This is a genomic window from Streptomyces sp. NPDC046335, assembly GCF_055587985.1.
Window position 1 is genome coordinate 499,317 of sequence record NZ_JBVJFF010000002.1, and the last position, 17,784, is coordinate 517,100.

Consider the following 17,784-nt stretch of genomic DNA (forward strand, 5'->3'; position numbering starts at 1 on the left):
GGAGAAACACCCATGAGCACCACCGCTGTCGCCCCGCTGACCACCGAGGACGCAGAGTCGCTCGTCGGCGCGGCACGTCGCGCGGCCGATGCGGCCGGTGTCACCGTCGCCGTCACCGTCCTCGACGCGGGCGGCCACCTCCTCGCCTTCCGGCGTGACGACCGGGCCGTGCTGATCTCCGGCGAGACCAGCACCCGCAAGGCGTACACCGCCCTCCAGCTGAACTCCCCGACCGCCGACCTGGTCGACGCGGTCCAGCCCGGCGGCCTCTTCCACACCCTCCCCACCGCTCTGGACCGGCCGCTGCTCTTCATCGCGGGCGGCGTACCGGTCCACCGCGAGGGCCGACTGATCGGCGCGATCGGTGTCGGCGGCGGTGCGCCGGAGCAGGACCACGGCTTCGCGACGGCGGCCGTGGACGTCCTCGCGTAACCCACGAGCGGGCGCGAACAGACAGGCCCGCCCTCGGATGCCGGTGATTCCCGGCGTTCGAGGGCGGGCCTATCTATGTCATGCGGGTCGCGTCAGCCGGCCGCCACCGTCAGCGGCGCGAAGCGGCGGGTCCAGTCGCCGGGCAGCTCCGGGATGCCGTGGGCCATCACCGTGTTGAAGGCGATGGATTCGAGACCGCTCTCCTTCACCCACGCCAGGAGCTCTTCGTGCCGTACGTCGATGTCGGTGCGCAGCGGACGGTCGCTGTGGGCGCCGAGCGAGGCGATGAGCGCCTTCGCGGTCTCGGTGTCACGGGCGATGAGCGGACCGACGACATGGGTCTCCATGTTCGGCCAGGCGCCCGCGTACCCGATGATCTCGCCGTCGGACACCGCGACCCGCAACTGGTCGGTGAAGGCAGGCAGCCGGGTGATCACGTGGGTGCGGTCGTGGCCGAAAACCTCGGTGTCGAGCCGCAGGATGGCGCTCAGATCCTCCGCGGTGGCAGGGCGGGTGTCCACGGCGGGGAGTGGGCCCGCGGGAGCGAAGCGGCCGCGGACCATCTCGGCCCGCCCGATCACCTTGAAGCCGAGCTGCTCGTAGAGCGGCCGCCCGTACGGTGTCGCGTGCAGGGTCAGCGGTGTGGTGGCCTCCGCCTCGACGGCGTACCGCATCAGGCGGCGTCCGATGCCTCGGCGGGCATATCGCTCGGCGACGAGGACCATGCCGATCGCCGCGAGATCGGGGCGCTCCAGTGGACCGTACCGGGTCACGACGTAGGCACCGATGAGGCCGTCGCCGTCGGGGTCGTCGATGCCGTAGCCCGTTCCGGCCGACAACAGATGGCCCCACTTGTGTTCTTCGCGAGGCCAGCCCCGGTCCTCGGAGAGATCGGCGCAGAACGTCACATCGCGGAGGGAGAGCCGGCGGATGGGCAGAGCGGAGAGGGAAGGTGTCGACACCCGGATCAGGCTGTCTGACGTACGACCTCGGCGTCCACCCGTTTGTGGGCAGAACCACGTTGTTTTCCACGTTGCTTCCGCCCACGTCGGGTGAGACCCCAGGGCTTGAGCACCGAAAGGACCGTCATGAACATATAGGCGGCGAGGGAGACGAGCGGGCCGGCGATCAGATCGGCCGCGTCGGCGATCGGCTCACCCGCGGCCACGGTCGCGACCGCTTCGTTGATGCCGGGGCGCAGTGCGAAGGCGGAGGCGGCGGTGGTGATCAAGGTCAGCCAGAACTTCGTGTAGACCCAGCGGTGCCTGGCGAGGCCCCATGGCGTGCCCAGGGAGAGCAGCAGCCCGCTCAGCAGCGTGAGCAGAGCGAGCGGCACCACGAGCCAGTCGGAGAAGACCTTCATGGAGCGCACGGCGGCCTCGGTGGCCGCGGGGGACTCCGTCGAGAACGCGGTGAGGGCGAGAGCGGCCAGGCCGAGCGTGAGCCCGAGCCAGCCGGCTGCGCCGACTACATGGACGACCAGGGTGGCCCGACGAGCGGGGCGGCTTAGTTTCACGTGAAACACGGTGCCGACCGCGGCGGAATCCGGCGTCTGACCGCAGGAGTAATCGCGGGTACTAGCCTCGGCGTACATGGCACGCCTTCACCTCTTCGACCTGGACGGGACGCTGCTGCACGGCACAGCCGCTCCCGTACTGATCTCGCGGCAGCTCGGCCTGGACGCGGAGATCGCCGCACTTGAGCGCGGATTCGTCGCGGGACACATCGATTCGCCGGAGTACGCGGTGCGGGTGCACGCCCTGTGGGCGGAGCTCACGGACGTGCATGTGACGGCCGCCTTCGAGGGCGCGCCCTGGCTGTCCGGGATCCGGGAGACGTGGACCGAGATCCGGGAGGGCGGGGACTACTGCGCAGTGGTGTCCCTCTCGCCGTCCTTCTTCGTCGAACGGCTCACCGAGTGGGGAGCGCATGCCGCGCACGGCTCGCGCTTCCCCGCCGTGCCGTTCACGGAGCCGGTGGAGCCGACGGGCATTCTCAACGCGGCCGCCAAGGTGGAGATCGCGAACCGCCTCTGTGCGGACTTCGGAGTGAGCATCAGCGACTGTGTCGCGTACGGGGACTCGCTCTCCGACCTGGAACTGTTCGCCGCCGTGCCGGTGTCGGTCGCCGTCAACGCCGATCCACGGCTGGCGAGCCTGGCGACCCACACCTATGTCGGCCAGGACCTCCGCAAGGCATACGCATTGGTGAGGAGCGGCGGTATCTGAGAGGAGCGGCGGTATCTGAAGCGCCCGCGGGTGGAGGCGCCCCCACGCGAGTGGCGGACGATTGGCCCTATCGGCCAGAACGCCAGGCGGGCGAGAATCAGCCCAGGTCAGGGGCTTGTATCGCCCGTACGCCCTCGATGTTGCCGTCCAGGTAGTGCCGCAGGGACAGCGGTACGAGATGGACCGAGGCGATGCCGACCCGGGTGAAGGGCACGCGCACGATCTCGTACTCGCCGCACGGCTCCTCGATCTCCGGGCCGTGCCGCCGGCTGAGATCCATGGACTCCAGTCGGCAGACGAAGAAGTGCTGCACCTTCACGCCCGTGGACCCGCTGTCCTCACCGATGTGTTCCACGGTGTCGACGAAGCAGGGGACGACGTCCGTCACCTTGGCCCCGAGTTCCTCGTCCAGCTCTCGGTGCAGGGCGTCGACGACGGTGGTGTCCTCCGGCTCCACGCCACCGCCGGGGGTGAGCCAGTAGGGATCGACGCCGGGTTTGGTCCGCTTGATCAGGATCAGGTCGTCTCCGTCCAGCAGGACGGCACGTGCGGTGCGCTTGACCACAGGTCGGTCGGTCATGGGGGGAATGTGGCCCGGACTGTTCCACGTGAAACATCGCGGACCGGCTGAGGCGACCATCAAGCCCAGTCGGCCGCGGCCCGCAGCAGCCACTCATGCGCCCGCGCGATGTGCGGCATGGCCAGCGTGCCCGTCCGTACCGCCAGGAAGTACGTGCGCAGAGGCGGCACCGCGGGGTCGAGCAGGGCCACGACGTCCCCGCGTTCGAGGGCCTCGGCGCACAGATAGCGGGGCAGGACGGCCAGCCCGGCGCCGGAGGCCGCGCAGGCGAGGACCGCGCGCAGGTCCGGCACGATGACGGCGCCGGAGGCCGCGGGGCGGGCGCCGAAGACGGCGGCCCAGTAGCGCGAGACGAATGGCAGCGACTCGTGCACCTCGACCACCGGCAGGTTCTCCAGCGGCGGCGCCCCCGTGCGGCGCAGCTTGCCGGGACCGATGCGGGCGGCCCAGCGCTCCCCCGCGACCAGGACGTGCTCCTCGTCGCAGAGCGGCGTCGCGGTGAGCAGCCCGCCGCGCGGCTGTACCGTGCTGATGGCCAGCTCATGGTGCCCCGCGGCCAGCCCCTCCAGAGTCTCTTCGGCGGTGCCGAACGACGCACGCAGGGCGTACCCGTGGCCGTCCTGGCCGATCAGCGCGGTGAGCGCGGGCAGAGCGCGCTCCGCGGTGAACTCCGGCGGCCCCGCGAGATGGAGCGTGCGCACCGAGGAGTCCTCGTCGAGCCCTGTCTCGGCTATCTCCACGAGGGCGTCCAGATGCGGGGCGGCCTTGTGGGCGAGCTCGTCCCCGATGGTCGTGGGGGTCACCCCGCGAGCCTGGCGCAGGAAGAGAGGGCGGCCCAGCTGTCGCTCAAGCGTCCTTATCTGCGAGGTGACCGCGGGCTGCGAAAGGCCGAGGAGGGCTGCCGCGCGGGTGAAGGAACCGGCCCGGTGCACCGTCACGAAGGTGCGCAGCAGGGCCAGATCCATGACGATGTCCCCTCCCTCCGTGCCCTCTGGGCGCGCCCAACTATAAATATGTCGATAGGTCTCTGTCGCTACGGTGATTGGACACTGACACAGAGTCAACTAGCCTTGTCGACGCGGTTCTTCGCGCGTGGAACCGGAGCGGTCCGAGCCACGAGGGGGGAGGCTCGGACCGTTCAATGTGCGCATCCGACGAGCATCCGGCGCACAGTCGAATGCGGTCGAAGCGCAGCCGGTGCCCTGCCGGAGCGCGGGGCATGGTCCCTGGCGGCGCTCAGTCAGCCGTCTCGTCCAGCGCGCGCAGCACATCGGCCACCAGGTCGGCGGGGTCCTCCGCGCCCGCTGAGAAGCGGATGAAGCCCTCCGGGACATCGTCACCGCCCCACCGCCGACGCCGCTCCGCCGTGGAACGCACGCCTCCGAAGCTCGTCGCGTCGTCCACCAGACGCAGCGCGTCGAGAAAACGCTCGGCACGCGCGCGTGTGGGCAACGTGAACGAGACCACGCACCCGAAGCGACGCATCTGCCGGGAGGCGATCTTGTACGAGGGGTCCTCGGGCAGGCCGGGATAGCGCAGCCCGGAGACCTCGGTCCGCTCGCGCAGAGCCTCGGCGAGAGCCAGGGCGTTCGCGTTCTGCCGGTCGGCGCGGAGCTGGAGCGTGGCCAGTGAACGGTGTGCGAGCCAGGCCTCCATCGGCCCGGGGATGGCCCCGACGATCTTGCGCCAGCGCCGCACGGAAGCGGTGAGCTCCGCGTCACGGCAGGAGACGTACCCCAGCAGGAGGTCGCCGTGGCCGGTGAGCATCTTCGTGCCGCTCGCCACCGCGAAGTCGGCACCCAGTTCGAGCGGACGCTGGCCGAGCGGCGTGGCCAGGGTGTTGTCGACGGCCACGAGGGCGCCACGCGCGTGTGCCGCATCGGCGAGCCTGCGCACGTCACACACGTCGAGGCCGGGATTGGACGGCGTCTCGATCCAGAGCAGCTTCGCGCCCTCCAGGACGTCGAGCTGGGCGTCACCGCCGGTCGGCGCGGTCCGCACCTCGATCCCGTACGCCGTGAGCTGCTCACGGACCAGGGGCAGCACTTGATAGCCGTCGTCCGGCAGGACCACCACGTCGCCGGTGCGCAGCTGCGAGAACAGCACCGCCGAGATGGCTGCCATGCCGGAGGCGAAGGTGAGCGTCTCGACGTCCGTACCGGCGTCCGGCGCCTCGAGCTCGCCGATGGCGCGCTCCAGATGCGTCCAGGTGGGGTTCTCGTCGCGTGCGTAGGCGTACCCGCCCGTGGGGTCGCCGGGCAGGTGGAAGTGGGCCGCGAACACCGGCCCTGGCAGCGTCGGCTCGTGCTTGACCGGTTCGGGCAGCCCGGCCCGCACCGCCCGAGTGCCGTCACCCATGCCTGCCGAATCCGTCATGTCGCCCGCCTCTCACCGCTTGCCGTACAGCGTGGGGCAGGCCCTCGCCCGCCGCCCTCTCCATTCTCGGGCACCCGCCGGTCCCGCGGTTCATGGGGTGCGCGCGCCGAAGCGGCTCGCGGGGGCGGCGGGCAGGGCGCCCAAGGGAGACGGTCCTCCCGGCGGGATGGAGGTCTTCAGTCGTTGTCGTCGGGGAGTACGACATTCATGGCCCAGGACACGATGGAGATGATCAGGCCGCCCAGGACGGCGGTCCAGAAGCCCTCCACGTGGAAACTGACGTCGAGTTTGTCGGCGATCCACGAGGTGAGCAGCAGCATCAGGGCGTTGACCACGAGGGTGATCAGGCCGAGGGTCAGGATGAACAACGGGAAGGTGAGGACCTTCACCACCGGCTTGACCAGGAAGTTCACCAGGCCGAAGAGCAGGGCCACGACAACCAGCGTGCCGATCTTCTTGCCCGTGCTGTCACCGGTCAGGGTGATCTTGTCCAGCAGCCACACGGCGACGGCCAGGGCCGCGGCGTTGGCGATCGTCTTGACTACGAAATTCTTCATGTGTCTGATCGTGGCAGACGTGGATCACGAGAGGCAGGTTCGCGGTCGGCGGAGAGTGTCTGCGGCAGAGTGTCTGTGGGCAAACATCAGCGAGGGGCGTAAGACGGCGATGAAGGCATTCCGACTGGACGAGCTGGAGGCGGAGCGCGCGGCGAACGACGGCGCGTATCTGCAGTTTCTGCGGGAGCGGAACATGTCGGTCGGTCTCTACGCGCTCGATGCGGGGGACTCCGATCCGCAGCAGCCGCACGGACAGGACGAGGTGTACATGGTCGTCAGCGGCCGTGCCTCGATCACGGTGGGCATGGAGACCACGCCGGTGGCGCGCGGCAGCGTCGTCTACGTCCCGGCCGGGGTGGCCCACAAGTTCCACCACATCAGCGAGGACCTGCGCGTTCTGGTCGTCTTCTCGCCGCCCGAGAGCTGACGGACTCACGGGCTCACGGGCTCACGGGCTCACGGGCTCGCGGACTGAGTCAGGGCTTCGGCCTCGGGGTTCCCTAGGGGTCGGATCAGGGGCAGACAAGGGCTCCGAGGCCCCCACGGAGCCCTTCGGCGCCATAGCATCGAATGCAAGAAGCCGGGGACCTGCGGAGATTCAGGAACCAGCGCCGATGCGATGAGCGCAGAGAGAGGTAATGACGATGGCAGCGAAAGAGGTCTTTGCGGGACTGCCGTGGTGGGTGAAGTGGGTGGCTGTGCCCGTCATCGCGCTGGTCGTGTTCGGCAGCGTGATAGCGAGCGTCGTCGGCTTCGTGATCAGCTTGCTCTTCAAGGCGCTGCTCTTCGTCGCCCTGGTCGGCGGACTCATCTACGTCGTACGGAAGTTCATATCCGGCTCCTCCTCGTCCCGCTCCGACTGGTGACCGTGCCGCTCTCCGACCGATGACCATGGCCTCATGGCCTCATGGCCTCATGGCCGGTACCGATGACCGGTGGCTGCCTGCCCGCTCGACGCCGGGCTCACCGCTTCCGCCGACCCGCGACTTCCCGCCGGAGATTCCCTCGGCCGGGGGATTTTCCGCAATGAGCGGCCGTAGAGCGTTGGTCAAGGGCTAGAGTCCGAATCCGCCGCTGGGCCGACCCTCGCGTAAGGGCGCACTGCTCCCTCCCGCGGGTCTCCGGGCGCGGGCGGCCCCCCTCGCGTCTTCGGGAGTGAACCTTGGTCGCGGCCGATGCCGGTACCTCACCGGGTGGAGCCACTCCACCGGGCGGAGCCACGCCACCGGACCACGCCACGACCGCGCCGACCCTCATCGGCTCCGTGCAGCGGGCGATGCGGTTGCTGGAAGCCGCAGCCTCACACCCGGACGGGGCCCCGGCCAAGCAGTTGGCCCGGGAGGCGGGGCTCGCACTGCCCACGGCCTATCACCTGTTGCGCACGCTGACCTACGAAGGCTATCTGCGCCGAAGGAAGGGGCTGCTCGTGCTCGGCGAGGCCGCCGAGCGGCTCGCAGCCGGCGGGGCGCGGCAGAAACGGCGCGGAACGATCGACGAGATCCTGGCGCACTGGCACGAAGTCATCGGGGCGCCCGTGTACTTCGCCGTCTACCGCGAGGGCGAGATCGAGCTCGTGAGCGTCGCGGACAGCCCGGGCAACCCGGCCGTCGAGGAATGGGCGGACTTCCGCGAGACAGGCCACGCCCATGCGATCGGCCAGTGCCTGCTGAGTCAACTGGACACCGAGGCAAGGAGGGACCACCTGGACCGCTATCCCGTGCAGTCGATCACGCGCTACTCGGTGCGGGACGACCACACGTTCCTGCGGAGGCTCGACGCGCTGGACCGGATGCGTCCGGTCGTGGAGCGTCAGGAGTACGCACTCGGCACCGTCTGCGCCGCGATTCCGATCACTGTGGGTGACACAGCGGCGGCGATGGCCATTTCCGTCCCTTCCCATCAGGCCGACCGGCTGCTACCGGCGGCACGGGCTCTTCAGCTCGAGATCGGAAAGCTACTAGGGACACTCGCCTTCTCTATCAGCATCTGAAAACTCACTCCTTGTGACATGGCATGCACTTTGAGCAAGATGCCCAGGGTGTCAGGGAGTCGGTTCCTGGCCGCTTCGAGGGCTATGGGACGGGGTAGGGCGCGATGGACGACTCGGTACAGGCAGAGGTCATGATGAGCTTCCTCGTTTCCGAGGAACTGTCGTTCCGCATTCCGGTGGAGCTGAGGTACGAGAGCGATGATCCGTACGCCGTGCGGTTGACGTTCCATCTGCCGGGGGACGCGCCGGTGACCTGGGCCTTCGGGCGAGAGTTGCTGGTCGACGGCGTGGGTCGGCCGTGCGGGGTGGGGGACGTGCGCATCGAGCCCACCGACCCCAATGTGCTCGACGAGGCGCTGATCAAGCTTCAGGTGGGGCCGGAGCAGGCGCTGTTCCGTGTGGGTATCCCGCCGCTCCTGGCGTTCCTCGACCGGACGGACCGGCTGGTGCCGCTCGGGCAGGAGCGGGCGCTCGCCGACTTCGACGCACACCTCGACGAGACGCTCGACCGCATCCTCGCCGAGGAGCAGAACGCGGGTTGATCTTGGTCCTGAGGGGGACAGAGGCAATGGCAGATTGCTGCATTTCGCGGCGGCACCGGAAGCCTCCGGGGAGTGCGGCACCGGAAGCTTCCGGTGAGGGGCGGAGCGACAAGTCGCCCTCCCCGTCCCCCCCGCTGCCTCTCTCCGGCCCCCGGCTGCCTCTCTCCGCCCCTCGCCCAGCCTCGCCCCGTTCTCTCCCCGCCTGGTCCTGCCTCTCGCCGTCTCTCCTCGTCCTGCCGGTGTCTCACGCCTTCCGGCGGCGTCCCTTCCCTCCACGGGAGGAGCGGGGGGCCGGAGCACCCGTCGCCGCGGGGGCCGGGCCGGACGTGCGGTCGGCGGAGACGACCAGGGCGGCCAGCGCGGTCGTCACGGGGACCGAGGCGACCAGGCCGATCGAGCCGATCAGGGTGCGCACGATCTCCTCGGCGACCAGCTCGCTGTTGGCGACCGTGCCCACGCTGGACTGGGCGATGGAGAACAGCAGCAGCAGGGGGAGCGCGGCGCCCGCGTAGGCGAGGACGAGGGTGTTGACGACCGAGGCGATGTGGTCGCGGCCGATGCGGATGCCCGCGCGGTAGAGGCCGCGCCAGCCCATCGTCGGGTTGGCCTGATGCAGTTCCCAGACCGCCGAGGTCTGGGTGACCGTCACGTCGTCCAGGACGCCGAGGGAGCCGATGATGACGCCCGCGAGCAGCAGGCCACTCATGTCGATGGACGGATACAGGCCATGGATGAGGCCTGTGTTGTCGTCCGTGTTGCCGGTCAGCGCGGCCCAGCCGATGAAGAGCGAGCCGAGCAGACCGATCAGGAGGAGGGAGATGAGCGTGCCGAGTACGGCGACGGAGGTACGGGCCGTGAGCCCATGGCAGAGATAGAGCGCGATCAGCATGATGGCGCTCGCCCCGATCACCGCCACGACCAGCGGGTTCGAGCCTTGCAGGATGGCGGGCAGGATGAAGAAGGTGAGTACGAGGAAGCTGATGGCGAGCGCCACCAGAGCCATGACGCCGCGCAGCCGCCCCACCACGACGACGGCCAGCGCGAAGATACCGGCGAGCAGTGCCATCGGAATTCTGCGGTTCACGTCGGCGACCGAGTACTGCAGGCCTTCCGGGGCCTTGGGCTCGTAGGCGACCACCACCTCTTGACCCTGCTTCAGTTGCCGGGGCGAGTCCGGCTGGATGACCTCGGTGAACGTGCGGCCCTTGTCCTTGCCGCTGCTCACCTCGATCGTCGCCTTCTTGCAGGTGCCGGACGCCCGTGACTGGGCGGACTGGCCCTCGGCCGTGGAGGTGTCGCCGTTCGGCGGGGTCTGCGAGGGGTTGAGATCCTTGCAGGGGAGCTCCTGCACCTCTGTGACTGATGCCGACTGCGTCTGCCGGTCGAAGCCCACGCCGGTGCGCTCGTGCGAGGGCGTGCCTCCCGGCCAGTACACCAGGAGCCCCACGACGACCGCGACGGCGAACGGGATCAGCACCCCGGCGATGACCTTGCGCAGATGCTTGGAGACGGGCGCGGCCGGACCGTGGCTGTGCGAGTGCCCATGGCTGTGCCCAGGGCCGTGGTCGCCCGGGGGCGGACCCGAGGCGGGAGGCTGTGAGGGCGGCGGCGGGGGCGGCGGCTGTGTGGTGGTCACGGCCCGATCATCGCAAGAACGGAGGGGGCCCTCTGTTCAGCGCGCCCGATATGACGCTAGCGTGGTGTCACCTTTGCAATCGCGGGAGCTCGGAGCACCGGGCTGAGAGGGCGCTGACCTCCGTACGAAGCGGCACGAAACGTGCACGAGCCGTACGGGATTCGCTGCGTCGACCGCCGAACCTGTTACCGGGTAATGCCGGCGTAGGGAGTAGGTCTCATGACCACATCGGACGCACGCACGCCTGCCTCGACGCAGAACCAGAGCGACGAGGCCGGGAAGTCCATCGGCTGGCACAAGGCGTATGTCGAGGGTTCACGCCCCGACCTGCGCGTGCCGGTCCGCCAGGTGCACCTGACCAACGGCAAGGCCGTCACCCTGTACGACACATCGGGGCCGTACACCGACGAGTCCATCGACACCGACGTCCGCAGGGGCCTCGCGCCTCTCCGCGAGAACTGGATCATCGCCCGCGGAGACACCGAGGAGTACACCGGACGCCCGCCCCGTCCCGAGGACGACGGCATCAAACACACCTCGCCGCGCGGCGGGCTCAAGAACCTCGACGCGGTCTTCCCCGGCCGTCCCCGCCAGCCGCGCCGCGGCCGGCAGGGCCAGGCGGTGACACAGCTCGCGTACGCCCGGCGCGGTGAGATCACGCCGGAGATGGAGTTCATCGGGATCCGCGAGAACCTCGACCCCGAGGTCGTGCGCGCCGAGGTCGCCGCGGGCCGCGCGGTGATCCCCGCCAACGTCAACCACCCGGAGATCGAGCCGATGATCATCGGCAAGAAGTTCCTGGTGAAGGTCAACGCCAACATCGGCAACTCCGCGGTCACCTCCTCCATCGAGGAGGAGGTGGACAAGATGACCTGGGCGACCAAGTGGGGCGCCGACACGGTCATGGACCTGTCCACCGGGCGCAACATCCACACCACACGCGAGTGGGTCCTGCGCAACTCCCCCGTGCCGATCGGCACCGTCCCCCTCTACCAGGCGCTGGAGAAGGTCGACGGCCAGGCCGAGGCGCTGACCTGGGAGATCTACAAGGACACGGTCATCGAGCAGGCCGAGCAGGGCGTGGACTACATGACGGTGCACGCGGGCGTGCGCCTTCCGTACGTACCGCTGACCGCCAACCGCAAGACCGGCATCGTCTCGCGCGGCGGCTCGATCATGGCCGCCTGGTGCCTCGCGCACCACAAGGAGAGCTTCCTCTACGAGCACTTCGAGGAGCTCTGCGAGATCCTCGCCTCGTACGACGTGACGTACTCGCTCGGCGACGGTCTGCGGCCCGGGTCGATCGCGGACGCCAACGACGAGGCGCAGTTCGCGGAGTTGCGGACCCTCGGGGAACTCAACACGATTGCCAAGCGTCACAACGTACAGACGATGATCGAGGGCCCCGGTCACGTCCCGATGCACAAGATCAAGGAGAACATCGACCTCCAGCAGGAGATCTGCGAGGAGGCGCCGTTCTACACCCTCGGCCCGCTGACCACCGACATCGCACCCGCCTACGACCACATCACCTCCGGCATCGGCGCCGCGATGATCGGCTGGTGGGGCACGGCCATGCTCTGCTACGTCACGCCCAAGGAGCACCTGGGCCTGCCCAACCGCGACGACGTGAAGACCGGCGTCATCACGTACAAGATCGCGGCGCACGCGGCGGACCTCGCCAAGGGGCACCCGGGCGCGCAGGACTGGGACGACGCGCTCTCGGACGCGCGCTTCGAGTTCCGCTGGGAGGACCAGTTCAACCTGGCGCTCGACCCGGTCACGGCGCGGGAGTTCCACGACGAGACGCTGCCCGCCGAGCCCGCGAAGACGGCGCACTTCTGCTCGATGTGCGGGCCGAAGTTCTGCTCCATGAAGATCTCGCAGGACATCCGGCGCCGGCATGGCGGTGCCGATGCCGGCGCCGGTGGCGGCGCTGGTGAGCCCGGCCAGGACGAGATCCAGGCGGGCATGGACCAGAAGTCCAAGGAGTTCGCCGCGGCGGGCAACCGGGTCTATCTGCCGATCGCCGACTGAGCACACCGGCGTAACCGGTGGGGCCGGTGCTCCCCATGGCAGCTTCGTACGCCTCGTGGCCTCGCCGCCCCCTCGTCGGCGGCGGGACCACGAAGCGGTGCTGTGGCCGAAGCGGTGCTGTGCGTCGGGCCGCTACTCCGGCTTGTGGTCGGGCCCGCCGAAGTCGGGGCTCGAGAAGTCGGGACTCGAGTAGCTCGGACGTGAACCGGCGGTCGAGCCGCCGTCCGGGCTGCTGAACCCCGGCCTGTGGTAGCCGAGTTGCGGCATGCGGTTGCTGCCCGCCCCGGGCCCCTGTGACGGCGCCCGGGGCGCGGGAGCCGCGCCCGGTTCCGCGAGGGCGTCCCGGAGGAACGGGACGAAGCCCCGCTCCAGGAGCGCCCGCCCCCAGACCTCCCTGGCCTGGGAGACCTCCAGATGCTGTTCGCCGTGGAGGTTCGCCTGGAGTGAGGTGGAGCCGTTGCGCAGGGCGGTCAGGAGCAGGCCTCCCGCGGCGACCAGGATGCCCCCCGCGGTGAGCGCGCCGAACAGCCAGCCCGCGGTGAGCAGGGTGTCCGCGAAGGCGGGCTCGGGTTCGAGCATCTTCAGGATGTAGCCGACGAGCAGGAAGATCGCGGCGGCCGCACCCGCGAGGACGGGCGCGAGAACCGCGACGACGGCGACCGCCCCGGCTCCTACCGCCGCCGGTTCGGCGATCTCGCCCATCGTGGTGGCGAGCCCGACGCCGCCGGAGCCCGACTCCGCGGCGCTGTGTCCACTCCCTTCGCGTATCGATGTGGAAGAGGGTCGAGGTTCGCGCAACTCCTCGCGAACCTTCACGTAGTGCGCGTACTCGGCTGCGGCCGCGGCAGTGATCAGGGCCGTCGCGTTCAGGGCCATGGTGCGCAGTTGTTCGGTGTTGAGCCGCTGGCCCACTGCGGCGAGTTCCGGACGGTCCGGTGCGGTGCGCAGCGCCTCGTCGAGGATCCGCTCGTACTCGGGGCGGTCCTCATTGAGCAGGTGTGGAGCGCTGTTCATGTGCATCCCCCGATGCTCCGTAGGGCTGAGACTCGCATGGCTACGAGCCGTTGGGCAGAAACGGAGGGGAGCCTGCTACGGATAAGCCGATGGTAGAGCCGTGACGGCGCGCGGTGACAGGGGGTTTCCGGAAATTGCCCCCCTGTCCACCGAGATCCTGTAGAGGGGGGCGCGCTCGCGGAACGCCTAGGCCGCCAGCGGCAGTTGGCGGACCAGCAGCTTTCCTGCCATGGTCACTCCACCGTCCATGGCGATGGCCAGGCCGTCGGCGTACACGTGCGGACCCTCGATGACGGGCCCGGCGCCGTCGGAATCGTCCTCGGAGCCGACGTCCCCCAGGAGGTACGGGATGGGGCTGTGGCCATGGACGACGCGTGTGCCGCCGTACATGTCGAGCAGTTCGCGCACGGCGGAGGGGCCCGACTCGTCGCGGAAGGCGAAGCGCTTGGTGAACTTCCGGAAAAGGTCCCAGCACTCGTCGGCGTCGTTGCGCGTCAGGGTCTCGCGGACCGTGTCGTTCACGGCCTCGATCGAGTCGCCGTAGTCCAAGTAGGCGGTCGTGTCGGAGTGCATGAGGAGATGTCCGTCCGCCTCCTCCATGGCGTCCAGGCGGGCCATCCACTGCAGATGGTGGTCCTCCAGGCGTTCCATGTCCGTCTTCTGGCCCCCGTTGAGCAGCCACGCGGCCTGGAAGGTGGCGGTGCCCGCGCCGGAGTTGACCGGGGTGTCGCCGAAGCGCTTGGCGCCGAGCAGGAGCAGTTCGTGGTTGCCGAGGAGGGCCTTGCAGTAGCCGCCGGCGGCTGCGGCCTCCGCGGAGAGGCGCATCACGAGGTCGATGACGCCGATGCCGTCGGGCCCCCGGTCGGTGAAGTCGCCGAGGAACCACAGGCGCGCGTTGCCCGCGGACCAGTTCCCCTCGGCGTCGACGAGGCCCTGCTCCTGGAGCGCGGCCATCAGCTCGCCGAGATACCCGTGCACGTCACCCACCACGAACAGGGGGCCGTGCTCCTCGCTCGCCCTCGGCTGCGGGGGCTCCGGCATGACCTGCACCTGCACGGTGTCCCCGCGGTTGATGACGGGCAGGTCGCGCTGCGTCGGCGTGTACCCGTCGACCTCCGGCTCGCCGGGTGCTCCGGGGCCCGCCTCGGCGGGTCCGGTCATCTCATGGACGTACGCCGGTACGCGGAAGTCGCGCAGCGTCGCCGTCCGCACATCGGGTCCCTGACCGGCCCCCTGAGTCATCGACCCCTCCACCACCATTGCGCCGCATCTGCACCGAGATCGGACTGCCTGGTCGCAGCGGCCCGCGGTGTCGTCCGCCCATCATAGGAATGCGGCTCCCGCTGTGTGGTGCACCAGGGGTGGTGAATCGGTCCTTGACCCGGGTTCACCGCTGTTTTCTCCCGAATTGGGCAGGGGTTTCCGTGTTGATGGCGGGCCGTTCATCTGCCCCTGCCCCGTAAAAATCTTCGGACAAGTCCTCGCGGTCAGCCCGAGCCCGACGAGCGCGGCGGGCTGACCGTCGTGCGCGGCGGGCGTCGCTCGGACGAGGTGCGCACGATCAACTCGGTCGGTATTACCTGCTCGACCGGGCCGCCCGAGTCCAAGCCCTCGATGGCGTCGATGAGGAGCTGTACGACGGCCGTCCCGATGCGCCGGGGCTTGAGCGAGAGCGTGGTGATCGGCGGCTCGGTGGTGGCGTACACCGTGGACTCGCTGCAGCAGACGAGCAGCAGGTCGTCGGGGACCCGCAGGCCGTACCGCCGGGCGGCGGCGAGGAGGTCGGTGCCGTTGGGATCGAAGAGGCCGTAGACGGCGTCGGGGCGGTCGGGTCTGGCGAGCAGCCGGTCTGCGGCGACCGCGCCCGCGCACGGGTCGTGGGCGGGGTAGGACTCGTAGACCGGGTCCTGGCCGATGCGTTCGCACCAGTTCAGATAGGCGGTCGTGGACAGATGTGTGTACGTATCCGTGGTGGTGCCCGTGAGCAGGCCGATCCGGCGGGCGCCGGCGGCCGCGAGGTGGTCGAGGATCTCCAGGACCGCCGCCTCGTGGTCGTTGTCGACCCAGGCGGTGACCGGCAGGGAGCCGGCCGGGCGGCCGTCGGAGACGACCGGGAGGCCCTGGCGGACCAGCTCGCTGACCACCGGATCGTGGTCGGAGGGGTCGACGACGACCGTGCCGTCGAGCGCGACGTTCGACCACACGTCCACGGGGCTGCGGCGGGAGGTGGCGGGGAGGATGACCAGGGCGTAGCCCCGGGCGAGGGCGGCGGAGGTGGCGGCTCTGGCCATCTCCGCGAAGTAGGCGAACTCGGTGAAGGTGAAAGGTTCATCCCCGTACGTGGTCACGGTCAGGCCGATGAGGCCCGACTTGCCGGTACGGAGGGTGCGGGCGGCGGCGGAGGGGCGGTAGCCCAGCCGTTCGGCGACCTCGCGGACGTGGCGTCGGGTGGCGTCCGGCAGACGGCCCTTGCCGTTGAGGGCATCGGAGACAGTCGTGATGGAGACGCCGGCGGCGGCGGCGACATCTCTGATGCCCGCGCGGCTCTGCCGGTTCCCCCGGCGGGCGGTCTCCGCTCGGCTCACCTGGTATTTACCTGCTGCTGTCATGGCGAGCTGATAGTAGGGCTCATAGGCATGGATAGCGCGGGTGCATATGCAGTCGTTGACAGGCACGTTTCTGCAAGGCTTTTGCCGCGCAATGGCCTTGGAAGGCAAGGCAGTTGGTCCGTTCCAGTGTGGCTGTCGCTGATCGTCTAGCTGGCCCTGATCGATGCGCCATGTCTCGGAGAGGTCTCAACTCACCTTCACGGGGGACGCGCGCCACGGAGCGAGCCACCGGCGCACGGGGGAGCACGGGCGCTCCCCTGCCGGGCGCACGGCGCAGAGCGGGCACACGGCCGCTTCTCTCGTATCGGCCGCCGCCGGGCAGCCGACGCCCGCACGAGCCGCGGGGCGGCCCCCGCAAGGCAGTCCGCACGGCCTCCCGTGAAGCGGATCCCGGTAGGCCATTCGCAGTGGCGTCGAATCCTCATAAGGTGAGCAGTATTCGAACTGTGTTGGCACTGGTACGAGGAGGACTGCGGTGAGCGAGACGAGCCCGAGGCTGCGCGCCGAGCTGGAGGGTGTTCCCACCTACAAGCCCGGCAAGCCCGCCGCCGCGGCGGACGGCCCGGCGGCCTACAAGCTGTCCTCCAACGAGAACCCCTACCCCCCGCTCCCCGGCGTCATGGAGAGCACGCTCGCCGCCGCCGCGTCCTTCAACCGCTACCCCGACATGGCCTGCACGGTCCTGATGAGCGAGCTGGCCGACCGGTTCGGGGTGCCCGCGTCGCACATCGCGACCGGCACCGGCTCCGTCGGCGTCGCCCAGCAACTCTTGCAGGCCACCGCGGGCCCGGGGGACGAGGTCATCTACGCCTGGCGGTCCTTCGAGGCGTACCCGATCATCACGCAGGTCAGCGGGGCGAAGTCGGTACGGGTGCCGCTGACGGAGGGCGAGGTGCACGACCTGGACGCGATGGCCGCCGCCATCACCGACCGCACCCGCCTCATCTTCGTCTGCAACCCCAACAACCCCACCGGCACCGTGGTCCGCAGGGCCGAGCTGGAGCGCTTCCTCGACCGGGTGCCGAGCGACGTCCTGGTGGTGCTCGACGAGGCGTACCGCGAGTTCATCCGCGACCCCGAGGTGCCGGACGGCATCGAGATCTACCGCGAGCGCCCCAACGTCTGCGTACTGCGTACGTTCTCCAAGGCGTACGGCCTCGCGGGGCTGCGCGTCGGCTTCGCGGTGGCCCATGAGCCGGTGGCCGCCGCGCTGCGCAAGACGGCGGTGCCGTTCGGCGTGAGCCAGCTCGCGCAGGACGCGGCCGTGGCGTCGCTGCGGGCCGAGGACGAGCTGATGGGCCGCGTCGGCGCGCTGGTCACCGAGCGGACGCGGGTGGTCGAGGCGCTGCGCGGCCAGGGCTGGACGGTTCCCGAGACGCAGGCGAACTTCGTCTGGCTGCGCCTGGGGGACCGTACGGCCGACTTCGCCGCCGCCTGTGAGAAGGCGGGCGTGGTGGTGCGGCCGTTCGCCGGCGAGGGGATGCGGGCCACGATCGGCGAGACCGAGGCCAACGACATCTTCCTGCGGGCGGCCGAGGGCTTCCGCAAGGAGCTCTAGCCCCGTTGACGTAGACCTGCCGCCGCCGCAGGTAAAGGCGTGAAGGCCCCGGCCACTCGTTCGCGAGATCCGGGGCTTTTCCGTGCCCCGCCCCCTGCCATGTGACCGAGGCCATGTGACGAGGCCAGGGACGTGGCCATGTGACGAGCGAGACAGGGACCCCCCTATGGGTGCGTGAATCCAGTACGACATAATGCTTGTGAATGTGAACGCGTTCACAAGCGC

General features: G+C 69.7%; 18 protein-coding genes. 8 read left to right on the forward strand and 10 right to left on the reverse strand.

Annotation, left to right across the window (positions count from 1 at the left end; genetic code table 11):
* Nucleotides 1-12 precede the first annotated feature (12 nt).
* Nucleotides 13-432, forward strand: coding sequence for a GlcG/HbpS family heme-binding protein (locus tag ACZ6JY_RS06065; protein ID WP_469192679.1), 420 nt, complete (start codon nucleotides 13-15; stop codon nucleotides 430-432).
* Nucleotides 433-524: 92 nt separating this feature from the next.
* Here the strand turns inward: ACZ6JY_RS06065 and ACZ6JY_RS06070 are convergent, their stop codons facing one another.
* Nucleotides 525-1,394: a GNAT family N-acetyltransferase gene (locus tag ACZ6JY_RS06070; RefSeq protein ID WP_469192681.1), complete on the reverse strand. Its 870-nt coding sequence runs from the start codon at nucleotides 1,392-1,394 to the stop codon at nucleotides 525-527.
* Between the two features lie 5 nt (nucleotides 1,395-1,399).
* Entirely contained in the window at nucleotides 1,400-1,948 is a 549-nt protein-coding gene (locus tag ACZ6JY_RS06075; RefSeq protein WP_469192683.1) for a DUF2269 domain-containing protein, read from the reverse strand.
* Nucleotides 1,949-2,024: 76 nt separating this feature from the next.
* Between ACZ6JY_RS06075 and ACZ6JY_RS06080 the strand changes: the two genes are divergently transcribed.
* Nucleotides 2,025-2,660 (forward strand): HAD family hydrolase, encoded by a 636-nt coding sequence (locus ACZ6JY_RS06080; RefSeq protein ID WP_469192685.1) that lies wholly within the window; start codon nucleotides 2,025-2,027, stop codon nucleotides 2,658-2,660.
* Between the two features lie 97 nt (nucleotides 2,661-2,757).
* On the opposite strand, the gene ACZ6JY_RS06085 is transcribed toward ACZ6JY_RS06080, so the two are convergent.
* The 4 genes from ACZ6JY_RS06085 to ACZ6JY_RS06100 all read right to left on the reverse strand — a co-directional run bounded on the left by ACZ6JY_RS06085 (nucleotide 2,758) and on the right by ACZ6JY_RS06100 (nucleotide 6,173).
* Nucleotides 2,758-3,240: an NUDIX domain-containing protein gene (locus tag ACZ6JY_RS06085; RefSeq protein WP_469192687.1), complete on the reverse strand. Its 483-nt coding sequence runs from the start codon at nucleotides 3,238-3,240 to the stop codon at nucleotides 2,758-2,760.
* Nucleotides 3,241-3,299: 59 nt separating this feature from the next.
* Nucleotides 3,300-4,205 (reverse strand): LysR family transcriptional regulator, encoded by a 906-nt coding sequence (locus ACZ6JY_RS06090; protein ID WP_469192689.1) that lies wholly within the window; start codon nucleotides 4,203-4,205, stop codon nucleotides 3,300-3,302.
* Nucleotides 4,206-4,476: 271 nt separating this feature from the next.
* A complete protein-coding gene (locus ACZ6JY_RS06095; protein WP_469192691.1) occupies nucleotides 4,477-5,616 on the reverse strand; it encodes a cystathionine gamma-lyase in 1,140 nt (379 codons plus the stop codon).
* Between the two features lie 176 nt (nucleotides 5,617-5,792).
* Nucleotides 5,793-6,173, reverse strand: a complete 381-nt coding sequence (locus tag ACZ6JY_RS06100; RefSeq protein ID WP_447038592.1) for a phage holin family protein — start codon at nucleotides 6,171-6,173, stop codon at nucleotides 5,793-5,795.
* A 109-nt stretch (nucleotides 6,174-6,282) separates the two neighbouring features.
* Between ACZ6JY_RS06100 and ACZ6JY_RS06105 the strand changes: the two genes are divergently transcribed.
* The 4 genes from ACZ6JY_RS06105 to ACZ6JY_RS06120 all read left to right on the forward strand — a co-directional run bounded on the left by ACZ6JY_RS06105 (nucleotide 6,283) and on the right by ACZ6JY_RS06120 (nucleotide 8,705).
* A complete protein-coding gene (locus ACZ6JY_RS06105; protein WP_469192693.1) occupies nucleotides 6,283-6,600 on the forward strand; it encodes a cupin domain-containing protein in 318 nt (105 codons plus the stop codon).
* A 211-nt stretch (nucleotides 6,601-6,811) separates the two neighbouring features.
* Nucleotides 6,812-7,039 (forward strand): DUF5326 family protein, encoded by a 228-nt coding sequence (locus ACZ6JY_RS06110; protein WP_469192695.1) that lies wholly within the window; start codon nucleotides 6,812-6,814, stop codon nucleotides 7,037-7,039.
* A gap of 398 nt (nucleotides 7,040-7,437) precedes the next feature.
* The gene (locus ACZ6JY_RS06115; RefSeq protein ID WP_469193023.1) at nucleotides 7,438-8,163 is read left to right on the forward strand and encodes an IclR family transcriptional regulator; all 726 of its coding nucleotides are present in this window, start codon (nucleotides 7,438-7,440) and stop codon (nucleotides 8,161-8,163) included.
* A 104-nt stretch (nucleotides 8,164-8,267) separates the two neighbouring features.
* Entirely contained in the window at nucleotides 8,268-8,705 is a 438-nt protein-coding gene (locus tag ACZ6JY_RS06120) for an SsgA family sporulation/cell division regulator (protein WP_469192697.1), read from the forward strand.
* A gap of 244 nt (nucleotides 8,706-8,949) precedes the next feature.
* Here ACZ6JY_RS06120 and ACZ6JY_RS06125 read toward each other — a convergent pair whose 3' ends face one another.
* Nucleotides 8,950-10,341 (reverse strand): YibE/F family protein, encoded by a 1,392-nt coding sequence (locus tag ACZ6JY_RS06125; RefSeq protein ID WP_469192699.1) that lies wholly within the window; start codon nucleotides 10,339-10,341, stop codon nucleotides 8,950-8,952.
* Nucleotides 10,342-10,560: 219 nt separating this feature from the next.
* Between ACZ6JY_RS06125 and thiC the strand changes: the two genes are divergently transcribed.
* Entirely contained in the window at nucleotides 10,561-12,378 is a 1,818-nt protein-coding gene (thiC, locus tag ACZ6JY_RS06130; RefSeq protein WP_469192701.1) for a phosphomethylpyrimidine synthase ThiC, read from the forward strand.
* A 132-nt stretch (nucleotides 12,379-12,510) separates the two neighbouring features.
* Here the strand turns inward: thiC and ACZ6JY_RS06135 are convergent, their stop codons facing one another.
* From ACZ6JY_RS06135 to ACZ6JY_RS06145, 3 genes are all read right to left on the reverse strand, one after another.
* Nucleotides 12,511-13,398 (reverse strand): hypothetical protein, encoded by an 888-nt coding sequence (locus tag ACZ6JY_RS06135; protein WP_469192703.1) that lies wholly within the window; start codon nucleotides 13,396-13,398, stop codon nucleotides 12,511-12,513.
* Between the two features lie 180 nt (nucleotides 13,399-13,578).
* A complete protein-coding gene (locus tag ACZ6JY_RS06140; RefSeq protein WP_469192704.1) occupies nucleotides 13,579-14,634 on the reverse strand; it encodes a metallophosphoesterase in 1,056 nt (351 codons plus the stop codon).
* Between the two features lie 245 nt (nucleotides 14,635-14,879).
* Nucleotides 14,880-16,001, reverse strand: coding sequence for a LacI family DNA-binding transcriptional regulator (locus ACZ6JY_RS06145; RefSeq protein WP_469192706.1), 1,122 nt, complete (start codon nucleotides 15,999-16,001; stop codon nucleotides 14,880-14,882).
* 475 nt (nucleotides 16,002-16,476) lie between these two features.
* On the opposite strand from ACZ6JY_RS06145, the gene hisC reads away from it, so the two are divergent.
* Nucleotides 16,477-17,559: a histidinol-phosphate transaminase gene (gene hisC, locus ACZ6JY_RS06150; protein ID WP_469192708.1), complete on the forward strand. Its 1,083-nt coding sequence runs from the start codon at nucleotides 16,477-16,479 to the stop codon at nucleotides 17,557-17,559.
* The last annotated feature ends 225 nt before the right edge of the window (nucleotides 17,560-17,784 follow it).